Origin of the sequence: Paenibacillus sp. FSL F4-0236, assembly GCF_038000135.1 — a bacterium.
Taxonomy (GTDB): Bacteria; Bacillota; Bacilli; order Paenibacillales; family Paenibacillaceae; genus Paenibacillus_AQ.
Genome location: NZ_JBBOBK010000001.1, coordinates 3,822,207 through 3,843,767, shown reverse-complemented (window position 1 = coordinate 3,843,767; position 21,561 = coordinate 3,822,207). Strand labels below are relative to the sequence as shown.

Sequence of the window (21,561 nt, the reverse complement as noted above, 5' to 3'; positions counted from 1 at the left end):
AAAAGGTTGTTGATTTTGTTTCAACAACCTTTTCTCTTCATAGTCACATGGAGAAATAAAGAGTTTGAATAAAGAAGGAGAAAGGAAGAGAATCATGCAGGAACTCACCGCACAGCCCAGTCCAGCTCCACAAATAAAGCGTGAGACTTACAAGAGCAGCAGTGAACTTAAAAAGCGTCTGTGGAGAAATAAATGGCTCTACGTCATGCTAACACCGGGAGTGCTATATTTTATTATTTTTAAATATTTTCCTATGTACGGACTAATTATCGCCTTTCAAGATTACAAACCTTATCAAGGAATAACAGGAAGTAACTGGGTAGGAATGAAGCATTTCAGCAGGTTGTTCACAGAGCCGGATTTCTTAAATATTTTAGTGAACACACTTGTGCTTTTCGGATTAAACATTCTTATCTATTTCCCAATGCCGATTATTCTTGCCCTGATGTTGAATGAACTTCAAGGCAGCTTTTTCAAAAGAACCTTTCAGACGATCTTCTATTTGCCCCATTTTCTGTCGTTGGTTATCATCGTCTCCATTTCTTTTGTAATGGTTACGATGGATGGAGGAATTATCAACGAGCTACTTTCCTATTTCGGATTTGAAAAAATTAATTTCCTGCTGAATCCTGGATGGTTCAGGCCCATGTATATTATTCAGGTGATTTGGAGAGAAGCAGGCTGGGGAACGATTATTTATTTAGCTTCCATAGCTGCCATTGATCCAGGACTTTACGAAGCATCACGTATGGATGGAGCTGGACGACTCAGACAAGTCTGGCATATTACACTTCCAGCGATTAGAGGCGTAATTATCACATTATTTATTTTGAAAATTGGTTCCGTTCTGGATCTTGGATTTGAACATGTGTTTCTGCTGCTTAACTCCATGAATCGAGAAGTTGCGGAAATTATCGATACGTATGTATATACTGCTGGTCTGAGACAGGGGCAGTTTAGTTACAGTACAGCCATTGGATTCTTCAAATCAATTGTCGGCTTGATCATGGTTATGTTGGTGAATAAAGCATCTAAGAAAATGGGAGAAGAAGGCGTTTATTGATATGTTGTGGGAGGAATAGAAATGGTAGAAGATAAAACAATCAGTGGCAGAATTTTTTCTGCTATAAACTTCACGCTGCTTGCGATCATTGCTTTAATAACTGTGCTCCCCCTTGTTCACGTTGTAGCAGGCTCTTTCACAACGAGTGCAGAACTAGCTTCTAGTAAGTTTGTACTGATCCCAAAGGTATGGAGTCTGGAAGCATACAAGTTCATCTTTTCAACGAATACAATATTTAAAGCCATGGGTGTTTCCATTGGTGTTACGGCAGTAGGTACTTTCCTCAGCTTGTTTATAACTTCTTTGATGGCCTACGCTCTTACCAGAAGAGATCTGGATGGACGTAAAGTGGTTAACTTTATGGTTGTGTTCACGATGCTCTTTCATGGTGGAATGATCCCAACCTTCCTCGTGGTAAAGGAATTGGGACTAATAGACAGTTATGCAGCGCTTATTCTTCCTTCAGCAATTAGTGCGTTTAACATGATCATTTTGAGAAATTTTTTCCAAAATATACCTGAAGGTCTGGAGGAGTCGGCCAAAATTGATGGTTGCAACGACTTCGGAATATTATTTCGAATTGTATTGCCATTATCCTTACCTGCGTTAGCGACTATCGGATTGTTCTATGCGGTTACGTATTGGAATACTTACATGAATGCGATTCTGTATTTGGATGATAGTTCGAAGTGGCCAATACAGGTTCTGCTCAGACAAATTGTTGTCCTTGCCAGCGGTATGGATCACAGCTCTACACTGGATACAACTGTTCCACCGCCAGACCAAACAATTAAAATGGCTGTTATCGTTGTTGCTACTTTACCAATAGTTTGTGTATATCCATTCATACAGAAGCATTTTGCCAAAGGTGCCATGTTAGGTTCTATGAAGGGCTAATAAGAGGAAGAGAGAGATTATTCTTTGGAAGGAGCTTGGAGATGACTGGCAGGATACCAACAACACCAATGGATTGGGCAAAAAAGGCATGCGATTCTTTAATGGATATTTATAGAGCGGGAGAGCTTCCTCCAGCACATCGTTGGCATTACCATCAAGGTGTATTTCTGTGTGGTATGGAGCTTTTGTGGAATGCTTATCAAGAAGACCGCTATATTAACTATATTCAGGAATACGTGGATGATTTGGTAGATGAATATGGTAACTTTTATTTCGCCCGCGATGAGCTGGATGCTGTTCAAGCTGGACAACTGCTGTTTAATCTTCATAAACGGACAGGTAAACTCAAGTATAGCATTGCTGCGGAGAAGCTGAGGAATTTATTGCTTACGTTAAACAAAACCTCTGAAGGTGGGTATTGGCATAAGGATAAATATGCTAACCAAATGTGGTTAGATGGGCTTTATATGGCAGGCGTATTCTCGTTAAAATATGCTAATGTCTATGGCGATCCTAGCTTACGTGCTACAGTTCTCCATCAAGAGATGTTAATGCGTAAGTACATGAAAGATGAGACAACCGGGTTATTGTATCATGCTTGGGACGAGAGTCGCCGGATGCCATGGTCAAACCCGGAGACAGGGTGCTCACCGGAATTTTGGAGCAGATCGCTGGGCTGGTATGGTCTCGCATTGTCGCAATTTCTTGATCTGTTGGCCGTCCAAGACCCAGCCCGAGCTGAATTATCTTCTACTTTACGTGATTTTGTTGATGCCCTTATTCGTTATCAAGATCCGGTAAGTGGACTTTGGTATCAGGTCGTAGATAAGGGGCATGAGCCGGATAATTGGCTGGAGACCTCAGGTTCATGTTTATTCGTCTACACGATTGCCAAAGCAGTGAAGCATGGCATTGTAAGCGATGTGGAAGTCGTTACAGCCGCGGCTAGAAAAGGGTATGAAGGGTTAATCCAAATCATTCAGTGGGATGAGCAGGATAGGTTGATTTTGCCGGACATTTGTATCGGTACTTCGGCTGGGGATTACGAGAGTTACGTCACTAGACCTAAAGTTAAAAATGATTTACATGGCGTAGGCGCGTTGGTGATGGCTTGTGTTGAGATGGAGAGCTTAATCCAAGGGTGATTCGATTGAATTCTTACTAGACAATGACTTGATTCTCTGGGACTGAGAATCAAGTCCTATTATTTTGTGGGAAAGATATTCTTAAATTTAATGATAATCAGGGGGTTGGGATGAAGAGATCACATTGGGCAATCCGCACAGCAGACTCAATCATGGTGAGGACACCAAAGCTTTATGAAGATAAAGGCTACAACGGAAGCTGGACGTATGACTATGGTGTCGTATTGAATGGATTTGAATGGCTTTGGAAGCAAACCGGTGATGCGAAGTATCTGCAATTCATTCAAGATCAGATGGATAACTTTATTCAGGAGGATGGTAGCGTTAAGGGTTATCGCCTAGATGAATACAATATTGATCACATTAACAACGGGAAATTATTATTTACGCTATATAAAGAAACCAAGCAGGAAAAATATAAACAAGCGGCTACCTTATTTAGAAAGCAGCTAGAGACACATCCGCGAACCTCGGAAGGTGCTTTTTGGCATAAAAATATTTATCCCTATCAAATCTGGTTAGATGGTCTTTATATGGGTGCGCCTTTCTATTTAGCCTACTTGCTAGCTTTTGAAGAAGGGCAGGGGCTTGAAGATGTTACGAAACAATTTATCTTGTGTGAGAAGCATACGAAGGATTCGGAAACAGGTCTGTTATATCATGCATGGGATGAACAGCGTCTTCAACCTTGGTGTGACCGCAAGACAGGATGCTCTCCAAACTTTTGGGCGCGTTCACTTGGCTGGTATCTTATGGCTTTAGTAGATGTTCTAGAGTTATTGCCGAGTGAGCATTCCGATTATCCAGAGCTGGTGCGTATTCTAAACGATACTTTATCAGCTGTGAAGAAATATCAGGATCCTGAATCTGGCGTCTGGTATCAAGTAGTGAATCTGGGACAACGCAAAGGAAATTACTTAGAGGCTTCCGCTTCTAGCATGATTGTGTATGCTATGGCGAAAGGTATTCGATTAGGCGTATTAGAGGCTAGTTGGTACGAACCGTTAGATCTCGCCTTCCAAGGACTTATCTCAGAGTTTGTTCTTGAGACCAAAGAAGGATGGGTCAATCTAAATAAGAATTGCCAAGTAGCAGGGTTAGGTGGAGCAGATCAACGCGACGGCACGTTCGCTTATTACATTAGTGAGCCTATTGTCACTAACGACCAAAAGGGTGTCGGTGCTTTCTTACAAGCCTGTGTGGAGTATGAACAATTAAGAGGCTGGATCTGATATAGAATAGGAGTGCTATAAAATGTCCGTATATAATATTGAGGATTTTGGAGCGCTTAAGAATAGCGGGATGTTAGCGACAGAAGCGATTGCGCGTGCGATTGAAGTGGCAAGTGAGGCTGGTGGAGGAACCGTTTATGTGCCAGCGGGTACTTACTTTACGGGTGCGATTGTTATGAAAAGCAATATTGAATTAAATTTAAATCCAGGAGCGATTCTTTCATTCAGTACGAATCCGGTGAATTACCCTGCGGTGGAATGTAGATGGGAAGGGGTGAAGCAGCAGGTTCATACGCCTTGTATTCATGGCAAAGGTTTAGTCAATATATCGATTACCGGAAGCGGAACTATTAATGGTAATGGTAAAGCATGGTGGGATGTATTTCGGAACCGCCCTGAAGAGCTCAAGTACCCCCGTCCGACTTTGATTGGATTTGATAGCTGTCAGCGGGTAACGATTAAGGATGTCTCGCTAGTGAATTCTCCAAGCTGGACCGTTAATCCTGTGGGCTGCTACAATGTGACGATTGATAATCTGTCCATTAATAACCCGGCTGATTCTCCGAATACAGATGGTATTAATCCAGAATCTTGTACGAATGTTCGGATTAGTAACTGTAATATTGATGTAGGTGATGACTGCATTGCTATCAAAGCGGGAACTGAAGATACGAAAGAGCGCATTCCATGCGAGAATATCACGATCACCAATTGTACCATGGTTCATGGGCATGGGGGTGTTGTACTCGGAAGTGAAATGAGCGGAGATATTCGTAATGTAACCATTAGTAACTGTGTCTTTAAACAAACCGATCGTGGCATACGCATGAAATCAAGACGTGGACGCGGAGGGACGATTGAAGATATTCGGATCAGTAATATTGTAATGGAAGACGTCATTTGTCCGTTCACACTAAATCTATACTATTTCTGTGGACCTCGCGGGAAAGAGAAGTATGTGTGGGACAAAAACCCTTATCCGATTACAGATGAAACGCCATGCTTTAGACGAATTCATTTCGCCAATATTACCGCACGTAATGTACATGCATCTGCGGGATTCTTATATGGACTTGCAGAGCAGTATGTATCGGAGATTACTTTTACAAATATTGATATCTCCATGGCACGCAATGCAGTTCCCGGGCATCCGGATATGATGACAGGGATCGAGAACATGAACAATCGCGGATTTTTTCTGGGCAATGCAAGGGATGTGCAATTTCATCAGGTGAGCATCGAGAATCATGAAGGGCCTGCTTTTTATATTGAAAATGGCGAAGCGATAGAGATCATGAATTGTCATTCGAAGAACACGAGCAAGCCAGAAAAACTAGTAGAACAAGTTACAGTTTCGCCTACAGAACAGAATGTGTGTCCGTAAGGGAGGGAACCATGGAGCGTGATAAACTGAAGGAACTGTTGGGCGATCTTCCGTTGGATAAGCCGATTGCCGTAACTGTGATGAACCAAGAGGAGCGGGACGGATATAGTCTGGAATCTCTTTTACTGGATCTTAATGGAATTGAACAAGTGCCTGCTTATGTAGCAATCCCTTTGGATAAGGAAGGGCCGTTTCCACTAGTTGTCTTTAATCATTCTCATGGAGGGAATTACGCGAATGGACGTAACGAATTTGTTCGGAGTAGTTCCTATTTGCAACAGCCCTCTTTTGCTAAAGTCTTAACAGAGATGGGTTACGCTGCTTGCTGTATCGACATGTGGGGATTTAATGAGCGTGGTGGCAGAACTGAGAGTGAGTTAGTGAAGGAAATGCTGTGGCAGGGGCAGGTCATGTGGGGCATGATGCTATATGACAATATTCGTATGCTAGATTACATGTGCCAACGTGAGGATATTGATACGTCACGAATCGCAACAATCGGTATGTCCATGGGTGGTTTGATGGCATGGTGGCTGGCTGCATTAGACGAACGAGTCGGGGTGATTGTCGATATTTGTGGTCAAGTAGATGCACATACCCTAATTGCGGTAAGAGGACTAGATCACCATGGTTACTATTCTTATGTGCCCGGGTTATTGAAGTATTTCACAACGCTCGATATTCAAAAGCGGATCGTTCCCCGCCCGCGAATGAGCCTAGTAGGCAGAAATGATCGGCTATGTCCCACTGAAGGAGTAGCACTCTTGGATAGAGGGCTGTCCGAAGCTTATCAAACGGCAGGGAAATCAGAACATTGGCAACCTGTCATTTCTAGTGGTGGGCATATGGAGACCTTGGAAATGCGGACTTTATGGCAGCAATTTTTGGCGAAGCATCTCTAAAATCCATAGAAAGGAACTTAGCCACCGATGCTAGTAGTAGGCAAAGAATCCTGTTGCGATTATCACACGATTCAAGAGGCGATAAATTCGCTAGAGAGTGAGCCAATTAGCCAAGCAGATACGCTTTATATTTTGTCAGGCATCTATAATGAGACAGTTAGGATTTATCGTTCTTATTTAACGATTATAGGGATTGGCCTCGTGGAAATAACCATGAATCATTATGCCAAAGAGCGTGATGAAGCGGGTGAAGAAATCAATACGTTTGCTACACCAACGTTATTTCTGGGAGGTACCGACCTGGTCTTAGAGAACCTGGTGATTACCAACAGTGCTGGGCAGGGAGAACATATTGGTCAGGCGGTAGCCGTTTATGCACATTGCGACCAAACCGTGTTCAGACATTGTACCTTCAAAGGGTATCAAGACACGTTATTTACAGGACCTTTGCCGCCTGCTCCACGAGAGCGAGGGGCATTCGGAGGCATTCCACTGAGAGATCATCATATCCATTATCGCCAGTTGTATCAGCATTGTTATATAGAAGGAACGGTTGATTTTATTTTTGGCGGTGCAACGGCTTATTTCGATCAATGTGAGATCCGAAGCTTGCGTCATAGCGAGAATCAAGCAGGGTATATAACAGCAGCTTCGACACCCGAGGGACAGTCACATGGTTTTATTTTTAAAAATTGCTTCTTAACAGCAGTGCGTGATATTGCTCCGGTGTATCTAGGACGCCCTTGGCGCGAGCACGCTAAGACAGTATTTGTGGGTTGCAAGATGGGTTCGCATATTCATCCTTTGGGCTGGGATAACTGGAATAATGCCGCCAATGAGCTAACCGTAGGTTATCAGGAATATGGCGTGAAGGATGCTACTAATGTACGAAAGCAACGTGTTCCCTGGGCGGATTGCTATGAGGATGGGGGAGAAGCGCTGGATAAAGCGTTTGTTTTTGCTGGGACGGACTTTTGGAAGTAATACTGTAATTGATTAGTTTATAAAAGAGAGGCAGTCATGGACGAGTGAGATAAAGTCCTAGGCTGCCTTTTTTAAATGAATGAGCTCTTTATCATTTATTCTTTTGTTTTCTTTCAATATATATCCAAAAGTAATAGATCAACCAAAATACCATAGGAACTATTAAAACATAAGGTCTCTGGATTGCTGGAAGAATGTAAAATAAAAATAGCCCAATTAATATCGTTGGTAGCAATAGAATAAAATACTTTTTCGAATGCATTTCTTCTTCCCACCTTTTGTTTAATACTAAAAAAATATTTTGCTAGCTTTGAGTGTTAATGCACTTGTATACCAAGATCACTTAATGGATAGTCACTACTGCCCCAAGTATAAACAATATAATAGCTGATTAGTTGTTCCTCTGCTTTCAATGCTTTGAATTTCAAATCACGATGTTCAATAAAGGTAATGTTATTACTCACTTGCTTTTCAACTACGTAGCTCCACTCATTCTCGCGATACTTTGAATAAAAATTATTTAATTCTTCTAAAGTTAGCTCCGATTTGATTAAAATAGCGCAAAAAAATGGCATTAGATTTTTCTTTGTGGAATATGCAATATAATTGTTAATAAATGGAGTGGTTCATTAAGCTAATGGGTAGGAGGTTTAAGATCAATCTCGGAGAACCATACCACAAATAAGGGCAAGTTTTTTTTTTGGAATTCCTTGCGGCGTATGGGTTTGAATATATGTGCGTAGGTCACATTTCGAAGAAACAAGAGAAAGGTGCATCGGTTCATTTTTTGATTTGTAAAAAGGTGTATATGAAAGTAAACAGATATCTATTTTCAAGCATAAAATTGCCTCATAGAATTAGTCGTAAAGGGGCCGTTTTGAGCTTGGATAAAATGGACACTCGGATCAAGACCATGTACCAGACTTGTTAAAATTCATTTAAACCTAAGAAATGGGGATGAAAGATGAAGCGAAGTCAGAGGTATCCAAGACGAAGTTCCTTGCTGTTATCATTTGTGTTAATCTTATCGATTGTTTTTTCTGTTCAACCATCAGTAGTGAAGGGAGAAGGGGATAGGTCGCCGAAGATTTCGCAGGGGCAGGAGGATCAACAGCCTTTACTTGAAGTTCCTAATCAGCAGGGACAACAAGAAAAGTCCGATCCTGATCTCGAGCAACAACCCCAGTCTAACTTAGAACAGCCGCTTGCCGCTGCTGCTGCAACAGGATATTTCCCACCAAATACCGCGGCATCTGGGAATGTGAAGAACATGGCCTTGCTTTATACTGGATATTACGGTGGACGAACGACATACGAGGGAAGAGAAATCGGCACGTATGACAAGAATACGCTTTTGCCCTATGTTGCGCACTACAACAGTAATAATGTGATGGATGACACCTTTTTCGATTCATTTCTATTTCTAGGAATCAACACATCTGACTATAGAGATTTTGGTGATACAGCGGACCCTGCCAAGTGGACCTATAAGGCGGATTGGGAATGGTATATAAACCGCATTTTCACCTCTAATCAACAGCTCGATGCCCTCAACCAAGCAACCCAGCAAGTTGCAACCACACTAAACCTAACAAATTACAAATCCAAAGTATATATTATGCTGCCTTATCCTAATAGCGAAATCACCAATTTCGGAGATGTCGATAACGACGGAATCAGCGAAAATCTGAATTCGATGCCTAGCAATATGACGAAGGTAACCAAATGGTATATCGACACCGTATTAAGCAGATGGAATCAAGCCCAATACAGCAACCTTGAATTAAAAGGCTTCTACTGGTTCCATGAAGATATTGATCCCGGCAATCCGGGTGAAGTAAATGCAATTAATAACTCTGGTAACTATCTTCATACGCTTGGTCTGAAACTTGCCTGGATTCCATACTTTGGTGCCGGACAAAGCAACAACCGGAATAATTATGCAATCGATTTTAGCATCCAGCAGCCCAATCACTATTTCGTTCCGGAGACTGATTATTCGAGAATGACGAATGTATCGACCCAAGCTCAAACATATAATAAGGGCATCGAAATGGAGTTTGACGAAAGAGCGATGTTCGACCCCGATTTTAAAAACAGATTCGATAATTACTTAAAGGCCGGCGTAGAATACGGATACATGACGGGAGCGGTCAAGGGTTGGTATCAAGATATTTTTGGGATATACAACTTGTATAAAAACAAGAATAACAACGGTGTAAACGGAGTTTATGACGGGAGACAGATGTATGAAGATATCTACAAATTTGTTAAAGGAACGTATACCATTCCAGTTAATCTTGCAAGCGGTAAATCGGCAGTAGCCTCATCCAACCAAAGTTCTTCTCTATCCGCTGCTAAAGCTGTTGACAATTTGCCGGGTACACGGTGGTCAAGCCAACAGTATTCAAGTACAGAGTGGATTTACGTCGATCTCGGGCAAGCTAATAACATCAAACGCGTTAAACTTAACTGGGAGTATGCTTACGGCAAGAGCTACAAAATTCAAGTATCGAATGATGCGGTCAATTGGACCGATGTGTATTCGACAACGACAGGCAACGGAGGTGTAGACGATATAGGCTTTGTGCCTACAACGGCAAGATACGTGAGAATGCACGCAACAGAGAGGGGCACGAGCTATGGTTACTCTATTTATGAGTTTCAAGTATATGGAGACAGCGTCGGATCCGCTACTACAACAAATTTGGCGTTAAATAATACAGCTACGTCATCTTCCAATCAAGAGGCAGCTCTTTCTCCGAATAATGCGGTTGACGGTAACGTGACGACAAGATGGGCCAGTCAGTTTGCAGACCCGCAATGGATTACGATCGACCTTGGGCAGGCTTATAACATAAATCGAGTTATATTGAATTGGGAGCTTGCCTATGGCAAAGGCTACAAGATTCAAGTATCGAATGACACTGTCAACTGGATGGATGTGTATACGACAACGAATGGAGACGGGGGGATTGACGATATATTCTTTACTGCCGTAAATGCAAGGTATGTAAGAATGTACGGAACCCAAAGAGCTTACTCCTTCTATGGCTATTCCTTATATGAATTCCAGGTTTATGGCAAACCGAATCTAGCGTTAAACAAATCGGCAACATCCTCTTCCAACGAGACATCCACATTAACGGCCGATAAAGCGGTGGATGGTAATGTAACGACAAGATGGGCCAGCCTGTATTCAAATCCGCAATGGATCTATGTAGACCTCGGACAGGAAACCCGCGTCAACAATGTCAAACTCAACTGGGAGTATGCTCATGCTAAGGGCTATAAGATTCAGGTGTCGAACGATGCAACCAACTGGACGGATATATACATGACAACGAATGGAGACGGTGGTATAGACGATATCTACTTTGAACCGGTAAATGCAAGGTATATAAGGATGCATGCGACAGATCGAGGCACAGGCGACTGGTATTCTCTTTATGAGTTCGAAGTTTATGGCAGCTGATCCATTAGCATACGTAAAGCCTAATATGGGGTTCTCATCCCAAATAACAAAACACGCCCATGCACGAAACACTGTGCCGGGCTTGTTTAGCTTGGACCCCATCACATGTCAGGCGGAATATATCCAATATCTCGGCTATTAGTTGACCGGATTTGCTGGTGGGCACGTGTCGGCGGGACTGCGTATTTGAAAAAATATGACACTCCCGCAAAGGATGGCTCAAAAACTTGCCGTTACAGACAGCGCGGTGAACCGTATCACAAATAGAGGCAATTTCTCTGAAGAAAAACTTGCAGAAGTCTGTATTTACAGAATGCGGACCATTAAGAGTAGGTCAGTCTTTATGGAGTATATTGTGTAAACAAGCCTATGCGCGCTTTTTTATTGTTATACAACATATGGATTTGGTTTGAATGACAGACTCATTCTTTAAAATAGGGTGTAATCCCTTTTGAATATAGGTTCTCTACTAACTTGAAAAATTCTTCTGACGATAAATCCTTTTGACGCTGGAGCCAAAGACGAAATAAAGAAAGGGCAGTTGTCAGGTAAAACTCAATGAAGTATGGCGTTAAGGATTGGTTTTGCGGAACGTTTAATTCTAATTGATTCAAAGTGATTTCTTTTTTTAAGAGTTTTAAAAAACGGGCACTTCCATAATCACCCAAAAGGGCATTAAGAACCAGGAGATGTTCTTTTTTATCCAGACAATAGAGCGTGTCTTGAACCGTATCCAACGATAGCTCTTTATTTGCCAATTCTTTTTTCATTTCATTCAATAGGTCATTTTCAACAGAGTCTAACAATTCGTAAATGTCAGTAAAGTATTGATAAAAGGTGCTGCGGTTATATCCTGACTTATTCGAAATTTCCTGAATCGAAATTTTCTCAATCGGCTTTTGGCTATATAACTCACAAAAAACTTCTACAAACTTTTGTTTTGTTTTCTCCGTTATTTGGGGTTGCTTTTTCATGTTTCCCTCCTACTAGTGAATAAGAATATCATCCGACAAATCATAAAAAACTGATGGTTGATCAAGGAATAATGAAGATTTATAATCACATCATACAACACGTTGTCGGATAATCCGAAGGGAATATTAATAAGTAGGGGTGGTTTATATGTCAGCAAAACAAGATAGAATTTTAATTTTTGGTGCAGGTGTCATCGGGAGCATGTACGCAATTAAGCTTATTGAAGCTGGGTTTGACGTTAGCTTGTTTGCACATTCGAATAGATATAAATCATTAAGAGAAAATGGCCTGCAGTATATAGAAAAAGGTACAGTTAGATCGATACAAGTGAATGTCATTGATACGCTCGAAAATGACGATGTATACGATTTTATTTTCGTTACCGTTCGTTATGATCGGTCCGAAGCTGCGTTGTTAGCGCTCAAAGATAATCAAAGCAAAAATATAGTTACGATGACTAGTAATTCAATTGGATTTTCTTCGTGGTTGGATATCGTAGGGGATAGACTTTTACCAGCTTTTCCCGGCTTCGGCGGACAGATTAAAGATGGAGTATTGCATGCTCGATTTCTACCAAAGTTTATAGGGGCAACTGCATTTGGAGAAATTAATGGTGTAGTGACAGAACGCATAGAAAACCTTGCAATATTATTTAAAACTGCAAAGCTTCCCTACGTTATTAAAAAAGATATGCAAGCGTATCTAATCACACATTCCGTATCAGACATTGCCATGTTGAGCTTTTTGCATTCTGAGAATAAGATCATTGACAAAAAAACAGCCAGAACTAGAAAGACGGCACACAAAATAACATTCACTTTAAAAGCGTATTTAAGGGCAATACAAAAAGCTGGCGTTTCAATTGATCCACCAATGCTTAAAATGGTGCTTAAATTTCCAAACTTATTTTTGGATCTTTTCTTTATGACATGGCTACGAACTAAAATGGTTAGGGATATGATGTTGCCGGATTATGCGAATAATGCTAATAATGAGATTGTGCAGCTAAGTAATGATTTAATGAAATTTTTAAGTCAACATGATATCAAATCAGAAATACATGTTCAGTAATTAAATTTGTCAATATCCCTTGGGCATGACATGCGGCGGAGGGGGCTTTTCTTTCCCCTACATAACAGCATATTGCACTGCGCCATCGTCACGAAACCTTACAAAAGTGTTAGGTAAATGTCATCTAGATCAATGAATTGTCATCTAGATCAATGGCATCAACCTAGCAGCTCCTCTATACTAACCCATTGATAGGATTATTTTTAAGGGGGAGTTGGTCGTGAGGTTTTTTGAAATGCTGTTATTCTTTTCAAATGTTAGTTTTTTGGCACTCCTGTTCATTTTAAATCAACGTATTCGAAGATCTGCTTTGCTCCTGACAAGCGGAGTAGGCTCTATTTTTTTAGTGATACATTTGCTTGTCGAAGGATACAGGGTTCAGCTTGTATTTTTATACGGATTTACGATCCTGATGCTTATGCTTTCGCTTATAGACGTTTTCATAAAGCCGAAAGTCGTTCGGACTGCCTCGCGAATTCGTAGGGTGCTGGGCCGCCTTTTTATCGTGATTGGGCTAATCGCAACGGGGTGCTTCCTATATGTGTTTCCTGTATTCGACTTTCCGGCGCCAACCGGCGAGTTGCAGGTAGGCACGAAAATCTTTCATTTCATAGACCAAAACCGGGAGGAAACATTTAGCAAAACCTCGACAGGCAAGAGAGAATTGATGGTTCAGGTATGGTATCCGGCTCAAGATGGCACTGGCAAGTACGCTCCCTTTATTCCAGATACCCAGATTTTACGTTATATGGCTACGAACTATGGCCTTCCCGGGTTTACTTTACAACACCTAAAGTACGTATCCAGTCATGCTTATTCGGGGGCTGAAGTCTCTTCTGCACAGACTTCATACCCACTGATTCTTGCGAATCCCGGCTTCGGCTCTTCCAGGTTCCTCCACACGGCGCAAGCTGAATATCTCGCGAGTCACGGATATATCGTGGCAGTGATTGACCACACCTACAATACATTTGCAACCGAGTTTCCGGACGGTCGAATCACGACCAGCACAACCAACGATTTATTCTCGCCTGACCATGATTACCAGACGGAAAGAGATAATCGCGACAAGTTGGGTAAAGTTTTAACCGACGATGTGGCGTTTGTGCTGGACCAATTCGAGCTCATCCAATCGGGGAAGATTCCAAGTCATCTAAAAGGGAGAATTGATCTCGGTAATGTCGGTGTATTCGGTCATTCCATCGGTGGAGCGACGGCCTATGACGCCTCTTATGATCCGCGAATCGCGGTTGGAATAGACTTTGATGGAGGGCTTTATCGTTTGCGTGAAAGAGAGGGTCTGCGTAAGCCGTTTTTGTTCATCAACTCGGAAAGCGAATTTGAAAAATTAAAAATGGTGATGGATAACCGGGTCTACACGGATTCAGAGCTTAACCGTATGGGCTCAACAAGAGAGTGGGAGGATAAAGTAACGGAAGATAAAAAGTTGGAACTTGAACGGATGCGCCAGACAGTCGACGAAGGGGGAAAGATTCTCTATATCGAAAATACGGAGCATTTGAATTTTACCGACGTACAGTTCATTACTCCGATATTCAAAATACTGGGCGTTACCGGAAAGATTGCTCCCGAAAGAGCAAACTCCGTTATTAATGCCTATATGCTTGATTTCTTCGATATGTATCTGAAAAATCAAGGCGGAATCTTAATGAAAGGACCGAATAGTGGCTTTCCGGAGGTGAAGTTCGTAACCTCACTATTATAAATTACGTAACAGGCTACCGATTTTGATAAGCTCCTCTTCAAGTAGACAAAGGTTTAATTAATAACCCTTACTTGAAGGGGAGTTTTTATTTTGTCTAAGAAGAATGATGTTCCCATTCGCTTTAAGCAGTGTTCTGTTAATCCTAATTTGCTTGAAGATCCGACTCACAGACTCGTCAAGCTTGTTGCTATTGAACGGAGGGTATATGAAACAAATTAGAGTCATTGGACCGCAGAATTTCAGAGTCGCAACGACGGAAGTTCCGTTATTGGCACCCGACGAGGTATTGATCGACCTGCAAGCTTGCGGCATCTGGCTGTCGTGATGACCGGCTGCCTACTAGTCTTACTAAGTTATCGTTTCTTACAGTTAGCTATGCTCGCCCTTATTTGGGTTAGTTACTATTTAAGATTAGGTTTTATCTAAACGTGTTATGCCTTCAGACGCTTTACATCCTGTTTAGGCGGAAAACCAAACATGCGGGAATACTCACGGCTAAATTGCGAAGGACTTTCATAGCCTACTCGAAATGCCACATCGGTGGCATCTGCTGACTCGATTAGTAATAACCGGCGGGCTTCCTGAAGTCTCAGATGTTTTTGGAACTGAATAGGGATTGCAGTAACTTCCTTAAAGTACCGATGAAACGAAGAAACACTCATATTCGCTATTTCGGCAAGCTCCTCAATCTTAAAAGAACTAGCATAGTTATTCATGATATGTTCAATAACATCTTTGATTAGATGAGTTGAGCTTCCTTCCATTACAATATGCTCCAATGCAATCCCATTCTGCCCATGTAGCACCCGGTAAAGAATCTCTTTTGTAAATAATGGAGCTAACACTGGAATGTCTTTAGGCTGATCTAACAAACGAGCCAACCTGAGGACGGCGTCCATTAAAGAAGACTCCATCTGACTAACAAACATAGCTCGCTTAGGATTTTCTTTAGCGTAAACTCGAACTTCAGATTCCTGTAAAACCTCTAAAATTTGACTTGGTGTAAATTCAAGCTTGAACCCTAAGTATGGAACATCGGAAGTGGCTTCAGTGACTTGGGCGGTAACTGGCAGGTGAACGGATGCAATGAGGTAATCGGAGGGGGTGTATCTAAAACGCTCCTGTGCCAGCCATACCTCCTTAGCCCCTTGTACCACCAAACATAAGGAAGGTTTGTAAACTCCATGCCTTGGTATGGACGCATTCGAGTCACGCATGAAAAATAAAGAGGGAATAGCAGTTTGGTGAATACCATCTTTTTCTGTGAAATGGTCAATGATTTTTACGAGTTCATTCTGCTGTTTAGTGATTATTTCAGGCATTTGATCCTCTCATTTCCTTATCTCTATATAGTCTGATTATAGTCTATATTCATCTCTTACATAAGTGTTAGTGAGAGGATTAGGCAAACATTTGGCAAGAAAGGGATAACGGTCGCTTTGTCATCAGGTACATAATAAGGATATGCAAACAGAAAGAGGATTTACACTTAATCATTGAAAACTTGGAGGGTAATATTATGCAAAAAGTAGTTTTGAACAATAATGTTGAAATGCCTATACTCGGTTTTGGTGTTTATCAGATTCAAGATGCAAATGAATGTGAGCAAAGCGTTTATGACGCTATTATGGCAGGTTATCGCCTGATTGATACTGCCGCCTCTTATCTAAATGAAGAAGCAGTTGGCAGGGCGATTAAACGGAGTGGCTTGGCAAGAGAGGAATTATTTATCACTACAAAGCTTTGGGTTCAAGATACGGGTTATGAGCGCACAAAGAAAGCATTTCAACAATCACTGAACCGATTACAGCTTGATCATTTGGACTTGTATTTAATTCATCAGCCATTTGGCGATGTGTTTGGCTCATGGCGAGCTATGGAGGAATTATATCGTGAGGGCAAGATCCGTGCTATCGGCGTTAGTAATTTTCATGAGGATCGTTTGATTGATTTAATTCTTCATAATGAAGTAGTCCCAGCTGTAAATCAGGTTGAAACGCATCCTTTCAACCAGCAAATCGAAAATGCGGAATTTATGACTGAAAATAATGTTCAAATCGAGTCATGGGCACCTTTTGCTGAAGGGAAAAATAATTTGTTCCAGAATGAGTTACTGGTATCCATAGCTGAAAAGTATAATAAATCCGTGGCTCAGGTGATTTTACGGTGGCTCACACAAAGAGAAATCGTTGTGATTCCGAAGTCAGTTCGTAAAGAAAGAATTATCGAAAACTTCAATATCTTTGATTTTGAATTAAGCCAAGAGGATATGGCATCCATTGCTACGTTAGATACGAATCAGAGTTTGTTCTTTTCACATCGGGATCCTGAAATGGTGAAATGGATTGGTACTCGTAAACTCGATATCTAACATATTTTCGAATGAACTACTTTGTAATTACTCCAATCTTATGAGATAATAGAGTTTTTCCGTTGATTCTATTTTTCATGGCATAACGTGATATGCCTGATCAAATATTGGAGGTAGGCTTGTTGGCGACACAGTATCCTTTTGAATATGATCGGACCAGACCTTTTATGGAGCAAGTAGGGGAATGGGTCGGCGATGTATTCTATGAAATTCTTCCTGAGGCAGGATTTGAAGTTCGTGATGAACAGATTTACATGGCGTTTCAGGTGGAGCGAGCTTTTGCTGAGAAGAAGACGATTTTTGCTGAGGCAGGGGTCGGTACGGGTAAGACTTTAGTGTATTTGTTATATAGCATTTGTTATGCGCGGTATATGGGTAAACCTGCGATTATCGCTTGTGCGGACGAGTCCTTGATTGAGCAGTTGGTGAAGCCAGAGGGTGATATTGCCAAGCTTGCGAAGCATCTGAATATGAATATTGATGCCAGACTAGCGAAATCTCCAGATAAATATATGTGTCTGAAAAAGCTGGATCATGCTCGCAACAATGATGATGGGAGCTTGCCGCTGGAGAGTTTATATGGTACTTTACCTGATTTTGTACATTCTCATGCACCGATGCAGCAGTTCCATGCCTATGGCGACCGTAGGGATTATCCAGATCTGAATGATGAACAATGGAATAAGATCAACTGGGATACGTTTCAGGATTGTTTTACTTGTGATATGCGTCATCGCTGTGGACAAACGTTGTCCCGTGATCATTACCGGAAATCAAGCGACCTGATCATTTGTTCCCACGATTATTACATGGAGCATGTCTGGACTTATGAAGCGCGTAAACGAGAGGGTCAAATTCCTCTGCTTCCAGAGCATTGTGCAGTTGTGTTTGACGAAGGGCATTTGTTAGAATCTGCCGCCATGAAGGCGTTAGGCTATAAAATGAAGCATGTTGTCTTTGAAGAACTAATCTCTCGTCTGTTACAGAATGAGATTCGTGAAACGCTTGCTGTTCTTATCGATGAAGCGATTATGCAAAGTGAGCAAATGTTTAAACACATTCGTCGTCAATGCCGCACCATTCCTGGATCGGATCGAAAAAGCATTGAGCTAAATGCATCGCTAATCCGTGAGGTGCATCGCATGCGTAGTGTAATTGCCGCTATTGAAGAAGAATTAGTATTCGAAAGTGGACTGTACACGATTGATGAATATCAATTGCGGATTGTGGAAGAACGTTTGGAGACCATAGAGATCGCATTGAGGTTGTTTGAGGATTCAGGTGCATTAATCTGCTGGGCGACAGAAGATAGCGATGGCTTAACGCTGTCGGTCATGCCGCGTAATGTTAAGGAAGTACTTCAAGACAGCTTATTCACGCAAAAAATGCCAATCGTATTCTCTTCGGCTACATTATCCGTGAATAAATCATTCCAATACTTGAAGGATAGTCTTGGGATACACGACTTCCTGTCTTTCTCTGTAGACTCACCTTATGATTATGAGCACCAGATGAGTATCTATGTACCTGAGCTTCAGAGCGGTGATTTTGCTGAGAAAATGAAGATCTCCCTGAAGCTTATCCAGCAGACAGAAGGAAGAGCCCTGTTGTTATTCCGTACTCGCGAAGAACTTCTGCAGTTCAAGCAGCTCAGCTCGCAGAGAGCAGAATCCAGCAAGTATTCTTTCCTCTATGAGGGGGATCAAGAGATCAGCTATCTGATCTCAGCTTTTCAGCGGGATGAGCATAGTGTGCTTTGTGCGGTGACACTGTGGGAAGGATTAGATATACCAGGACCTTCACTATCTAATGTGATCATTTGGTCGCTACCTTATCCTCCGCTTGACCCTGTATTTATGGCAAAACGTGCGGAGACTTCCAATCCTTTTGAAGATGTGGATTTACCTTACATGCTGCTAAGACTTAAACAAGGAATGGGACGTCTGATCAGAACGGGTACGGACCAAGGAATTGTGACGGTACTTGCGGAAGCTGAAGGACAACATCCCGTTCACGAGTATATAACTTCTGTACTCCCGAAGGGAACTAAGCTCCAGAAGCTTGAAGTGTAAATTTAAAAAATTAATATAGGAACACAATTGCTCTTTTGGAGAGGTGGATGCTTCGGCATTCTCCTTCTCGAAGGAGCTTTTTTTTGCATGGATTCAAGCATAAGGAATACTAATCTTACGGATAGTATATTGGTATTTAACTTTCGAGCCATGGCGTATTATTGTTGATTCATGGGGGAAGGGAAATACATACCTCCGTCATCTAGAGATTCATACAAGGGGTGTACACGACATGGGGGATTCACAGGGATTATACCAATCGAACAATAAGAAACAAGTTGGTTTTGCACTTGGCATTGGGTTAACCTTAATCATTGCATTAGTCGCAAAATATTTAGCAGGCTTTCCATTTCTCTCTATTATGGGCCAATTGGTCATTGCCATCTTAATCGGAATTATTTGGCGGGCAACCGTCGGAGTGCCGGGTACGATCACCCATGGCACTGATTTTTCCAGCAAAAAGCTGCTACGTCTAGGGATTATCCTGCTCGGTATGCGGTTGAATTTAATGGATATTGTTGCTGCAGGTCCACGGGTATTTCTACTGGCTGTGATTGTGATCGTATTTACGATCTCTGTTGTATACGGACTTGCCCGACTATTCAAAGTTGATAAGCGACTCAGTATCTTAACCGCCTGCGGAACAGCGATCTGCGGTGCGGCAGCGGTGGTGGCGATTGCTCCACAAATCAAAGCCAAAGACGACGAAACTGCGATTGGCGCAGCGATAGTTGCAATTTTAGGTACAATATTCACGTTGCTATACACATTTTTGTATCCTTTACTAGGCTTATCGAATCTAGGCTATGGGGTTTTCTCTGGAGCTACCTTACATGAAATTGCTCACGTCATCGCAGCAGCAGATGCAGGTGGGAGCGCAGCAGTAGATATGGCGGTTATTGTTAAATTGACTCGGGTGGCCTTACTCGTTCCTGTTGCTATCTTAATTGGGGTTTGGACCAATCGTGCAGAAAGAAAAGTGCAAGGTGGACAGTCTAAAGCCTCATGGAAAAGCATTCCTATTCCTTGGTTTATTCTAGGCTTCTTACTCGTCAGTGGTGTGAATTCATTAGGGATCGTATCAGCATCAGTGGCAAATGGAATTGTAACGATAGCTTATATGCTAATCGCTATGGCGATGGCTGGACTTGGTTTAAACGTTGATTTGGCCGCATTTAGACGACTGGGGATGAAGTCTTTTGCAGCAGGGCTTATAGGTTCGGTCTTGTTGTCCTTAGTTGGATTTACATTAGTTCACTGGTTTGGTCTGGCATGATCTTTTGCATACATTAGAATCGTAAGAAATGAACTACTTCATATCTAAAAATGGTCCTTCTGTGTATCATTTCATGTGGCTGGGTATGCATGATATGGATGGAGGGACATCAGTTGAAATATTGCATAGGGGAATTTGCTTCCATTCTCGGTGTGACTGCGGATACGCTGAGGTTATACGAGAAACATGATATTGTTAGACCCACTAAAGATAACAGCAATAATTACAGATATTTTAATGATTTAGATGCAAGAGATTTGCTTATGAGTAGATGGTACAGAAGTATGGGAATTCCATTACCGGAAGTGGCAAACCTCATGAAGGAGTCTTCTTCAGAGCAAGTTATGGGTAGGATGCAAGAAACAGCGTTGAATTTAGAAGAAGAGATCAAGCAGAAGACGATGCTGCTTAATAAGATGAATGAAATTCATAAAGAACTCAGGGGATTAGAGTCCTCTTTATATTCGTGTAAACTTAAACAACTGCCAGGTATGTACAGACTAAAGCAAACGGATAAGAATGCATTAATAAAAAATGATATGGTTAAAAGCTTGATCAACACTTGGATGGATTTACTTCCTTATGCATTTTATTCTTTTAGAATTGAAGATACAGATAACTTTGTCAGCGAAAACAATAATTTTGATTACAGCTGGGGCCTTACCTTACTAGAGGAAGAAGCGCAAAAATTCGAAATGGATAGCGAAGAATATGCAGAGTATATTAGCCCAAGTCATTGTATCTCAGCTACCATATTATGTCCGGATGAAAAATATATCACGAAGAACTCTTTGCAGTTCATGATCGACTATATTGAGGCTAATCATTATGCCATAACGGGAGATGTGGTCGGGAAATTATTGCTTACTGAGAAAATCGAAGGCCAGAATAGATCTTATTTGGAAGTGAATATCCCAATCCAATAGCGTCTCTTATTAAACATCTGCTCTTTGAGCGGGTGTTTTTTTCTAGTTGGACAAAAAGTATA

At 41.6% G+C, this 21,561-nt stretch carries 17 protein-coding genes; 14 read left to right on the top strand and 3 right to left on the bottom strand.

Going from position 1 to position 21,561, the window contains the following annotated elements; genetic code table 11:
* Positions 1 to 94 precede the first annotated feature (94 nt).
* From NSQ29_RS17510 to NSQ29_RS17480, 7 genes are all read left to right on the top strand, one after another.
* The gene (locus NSQ29_RS17510) at positions 95 to 1,063 is read left to right on the top strand and encodes an ABC transporter permease (protein WP_042186647.1); all 969 of its coding nucleotides are present in this window, start codon (positions 95 to 97) and stop codon (positions 1,061 to 1,063) included.
* A gap of 21 nt (positions 1,064 to 1,084) precedes the next feature.
* Positions 1,085 to 1,960: a carbohydrate ABC transporter permease gene (locus NSQ29_RS17505; RefSeq protein WP_042186649.1), complete on the top strand. Its 876-nt coding sequence runs from the start codon at positions 1,085 to 1,087 to the stop codon at positions 1,958 to 1,960.
* A 41-nt stretch (positions 1,961 to 2,001) separates the two neighbouring features.
* Positions 2,002 to 3,105, top strand: coding sequence for a glycoside hydrolase family 88/105 protein (locus NSQ29_RS17500; RefSeq protein WP_341125706.1), 1,104 nt, complete (start codon positions 2,002 to 2,004; stop codon positions 3,103 to 3,105).
* A 110-nt stretch (positions 3,106 to 3,215) separates the two neighbouring features.
* Entirely contained in the window at positions 3,216 to 4,337 is a 1,122-nt protein-coding gene (locus NSQ29_RS17495; protein ID WP_341125705.1) for a glycoside hydrolase family 88/105 protein, read from the top strand.
* A gap of 22 nt (positions 4,338 to 4,359) precedes the next feature.
* On the top strand, positions 4,360 to 5,721 hold the full coding sequence (locus tag NSQ29_RS17490; protein WP_341125704.1) for a glycoside hydrolase family 28 protein: 1,362 nt from the start codon (positions 4,360 to 4,362) through the stop codon (positions 5,719 to 5,721).
* Between the two features lie 11 nt (positions 5,722 to 5,732).
* Positions 5,733 to 6,623 (top strand): dienelactone hydrolase family protein, encoded by an 891-nt coding sequence (locus NSQ29_RS17485; RefSeq protein ID WP_339802211.1) that lies wholly within the window; start codon positions 5,733 to 5,735, stop codon positions 6,621 to 6,623.
* A 27-nt stretch (positions 6,624 to 6,650) separates the two neighbouring features.
* Positions 6,651 to 7,607 (top strand): pectinesterase family protein, encoded by a 957-nt coding sequence (locus tag NSQ29_RS17480; RefSeq protein ID WP_341125703.1) that lies wholly within the window; start codon positions 6,651 to 6,653, stop codon positions 7,605 to 7,607.
* Between the two features lie 317 nt (positions 7,608 to 7,924).
* Here the strand turns inward: NSQ29_RS17480 and NSQ29_RS17475 are convergent, their stop codons facing one another.
* On the bottom strand, positions 7,925 to 8,071 hold the full coding sequence (locus NSQ29_RS17475; RefSeq protein WP_341125702.1) for a hypothetical protein: 147 nt from the start codon (positions 8,069 to 8,071) through the stop codon (positions 7,925 to 7,927).
* Positions 8,072 to 8,571: 500 nt separating this feature from the next.
* Here NSQ29_RS17475 and NSQ29_RS17470 point away from each other — a divergent pair, with 500 nt between their 5' ends.
* Entirely contained in the window at positions 8,572 to 11,082 is a 2,511-nt protein-coding gene (locus tag NSQ29_RS17470) for a DUF4855 domain-containing protein (RefSeq protein ID WP_339270088.1), read from the top strand.
* Positions 11,083 to 11,504: 422 nt separating this feature from the next.
* Here the strand turns inward: NSQ29_RS17470 and NSQ29_RS17465 are convergent, their stop codons facing one another.
* On the bottom strand, positions 11,505 to 12,056 hold the full coding sequence (locus tag NSQ29_RS17465; protein ID WP_341125701.1) for a TetR/AcrR family transcriptional regulator: 552 nt from the start codon (positions 12,054 to 12,056) through the stop codon (positions 11,505 to 11,507).
* A gap of 148 nt (positions 12,057 to 12,204) precedes the next feature.
* Here NSQ29_RS17465 and NSQ29_RS17460 point away from each other — a divergent pair, with 148 nt between their 5' ends.
* Complete coding sequence (locus tag NSQ29_RS17460) at positions 12,205 to 13,128, top strand: ketopantoate reductase family protein (RefSeq protein ID WP_341125700.1); 924 nt, start codon at positions 12,205 to 12,207, stop codon at positions 13,126 to 13,128.
* 220 nt (positions 13,129 to 13,348) lie between these two features.
* Entirely contained in the window at positions 13,349 to 14,854 is a 1,506-nt protein-coding gene (locus NSQ29_RS17455; protein ID WP_341125699.1) for an alpha/beta hydrolase family protein, read from the top strand.
* Positions 14,855 to 15,285: 431 nt separating this feature from the next.
* Here the strand turns inward: NSQ29_RS17455 and NSQ29_RS17450 are convergent, their stop codons facing one another.
* Positions 15,286 to 16,176, bottom strand: a complete 891-nt coding sequence (locus NSQ29_RS17450) for an AraC family transcriptional regulator (protein WP_341125698.1) — start codon at positions 16,174 to 16,176, stop codon at positions 15,286 to 15,288.
* 197 nt (positions 16,177 to 16,373) lie between these two features.
* Here NSQ29_RS17450 and NSQ29_RS17445 point away from each other — a divergent pair, with 197 nt between their 5' ends.
* The 4 genes from NSQ29_RS17445 to NSQ29_RS17430 all read left to right on the top strand — a co-directional run bounded on the left by NSQ29_RS17445 (position 16,374) and on the right by NSQ29_RS17430 (position 21,499).
* On the top strand, positions 16,374 to 17,225 hold the full coding sequence (locus NSQ29_RS17445) for an aldo/keto reductase (protein WP_341125697.1): 852 nt from the start codon (positions 16,374 to 16,376) through the stop codon (positions 17,223 to 17,225).
* Positions 17,226 to 17,317: 92 nt separating this feature from the next.
* On the top strand, positions 17,318 to 19,297 hold the full coding sequence (locus NSQ29_RS17440) for an ATP-dependent DNA helicase (RefSeq protein WP_341125696.1): 1,980 nt from the start codon (positions 17,318 to 17,320) through the stop codon (positions 19,295 to 19,297).
* Positions 19,298 to 19,529: 232 nt separating this feature from the next.
* Entirely contained in the window at positions 19,530 to 20,573 is a 1,044-nt protein-coding gene (locus NSQ29_RS17435; protein ID WP_042186676.1) for a YeiH family protein, read from the top strand.
* 113 nt (positions 20,574 to 20,686) lie between these two features.
* Entirely contained in the window at positions 20,687 to 21,499 is an 813-nt protein-coding gene (locus NSQ29_RS17430; RefSeq protein WP_341125695.1) for a MerR family transcriptional regulator, read from the top strand.
* Positions 21,500 to 21,561 lie beyond the last annotated feature (62 nt).

Coding starts and splice junctions, on each gene's coding strand:
- NSQ29_RS17510 (WP_042186647.1), top strand. CDS start 95: ATGCAGGAACTCACCGCACAGCCCAGTCCAGCTCCACAAATAAAGCGT.
- NSQ29_RS17505 (WP_042186649.1), top strand. CDS start 1,085: ATGGTAGAAGATAAAACAATCAGTGGCAGAATTTTTTCTGCTATAAAC.
- NSQ29_RS17500 (WP_341125706.1), top strand. CDS start 2,002: ATGACTGGCAGGATACCAACAACACCAATGGATTGGGCAAAAAAGGCA.
- NSQ29_RS17495 (WP_341125705.1), top strand. CDS start 3,216: ATGAAGAGATCACATTGGGCAATCCGCACAGCAGACTCAATCATGGTG.
- NSQ29_RS17490 (WP_341125704.1), top strand. CDS start 4,360: ATGTCCGTATATAATATTGAGGATTTTGGAGCGCTTAAGAATAGCGGG.
- NSQ29_RS17485 (WP_339802211.1), top strand. CDS start 5,733: ATGGAGCGTGATAAACTGAAGGAACTGTTGGGCGATCTTCCGTTGGAT.
- NSQ29_RS17480 (WP_341125703.1), top strand. CDS start 6,651: ATGCTAGTAGTAGGCAAAGAATCCTGTTGCGATTATCACACGATTCAA.
- NSQ29_RS17470 (WP_339270088.1), top strand. CDS start 8,572: ATGAAGCGAAGTCAGAGGTATCCAAGACGAAGTTCCTTGCTGTTATCA.
- NSQ29_RS17465 (WP_341125701.1), bottom strand. CDS start 12,056: ATGAAAAAGCAACCCCAAATAACGGAGAAAACAAAACAAAAGTTTGTA.
- NSQ29_RS17460 (WP_341125700.1), top strand. CDS start 12,205: ATGTCAGCAAAACAAGATAGAATTTTAATTTTTGGTGCAGGTGTCATC.
- NSQ29_RS17450 (WP_341125698.1), bottom strand. CDS start 16,176: ATGCCTGAAATAATCACTAAACAGCAGAATGAACTCGTAAAAATCATT.
- NSQ29_RS17445 (WP_341125697.1), top strand. CDS start 16,374: ATGCAAAAAGTAGTTTTGAACAATAATGTTGAAATGCCTATACTCGGT.
- NSQ29_RS17440 (WP_341125696.1), top strand. CDS start 17,318: ATGCCTGATCAAATATTGGAGGTAGGCTTGTTGGCGACACAGTATCCT.
- NSQ29_RS17435 (WP_042186676.1), top strand. CDS start 19,530: ATGGGGGATTCACAGGGATTATACCAATCGAACAATAAGAAACAAGTT.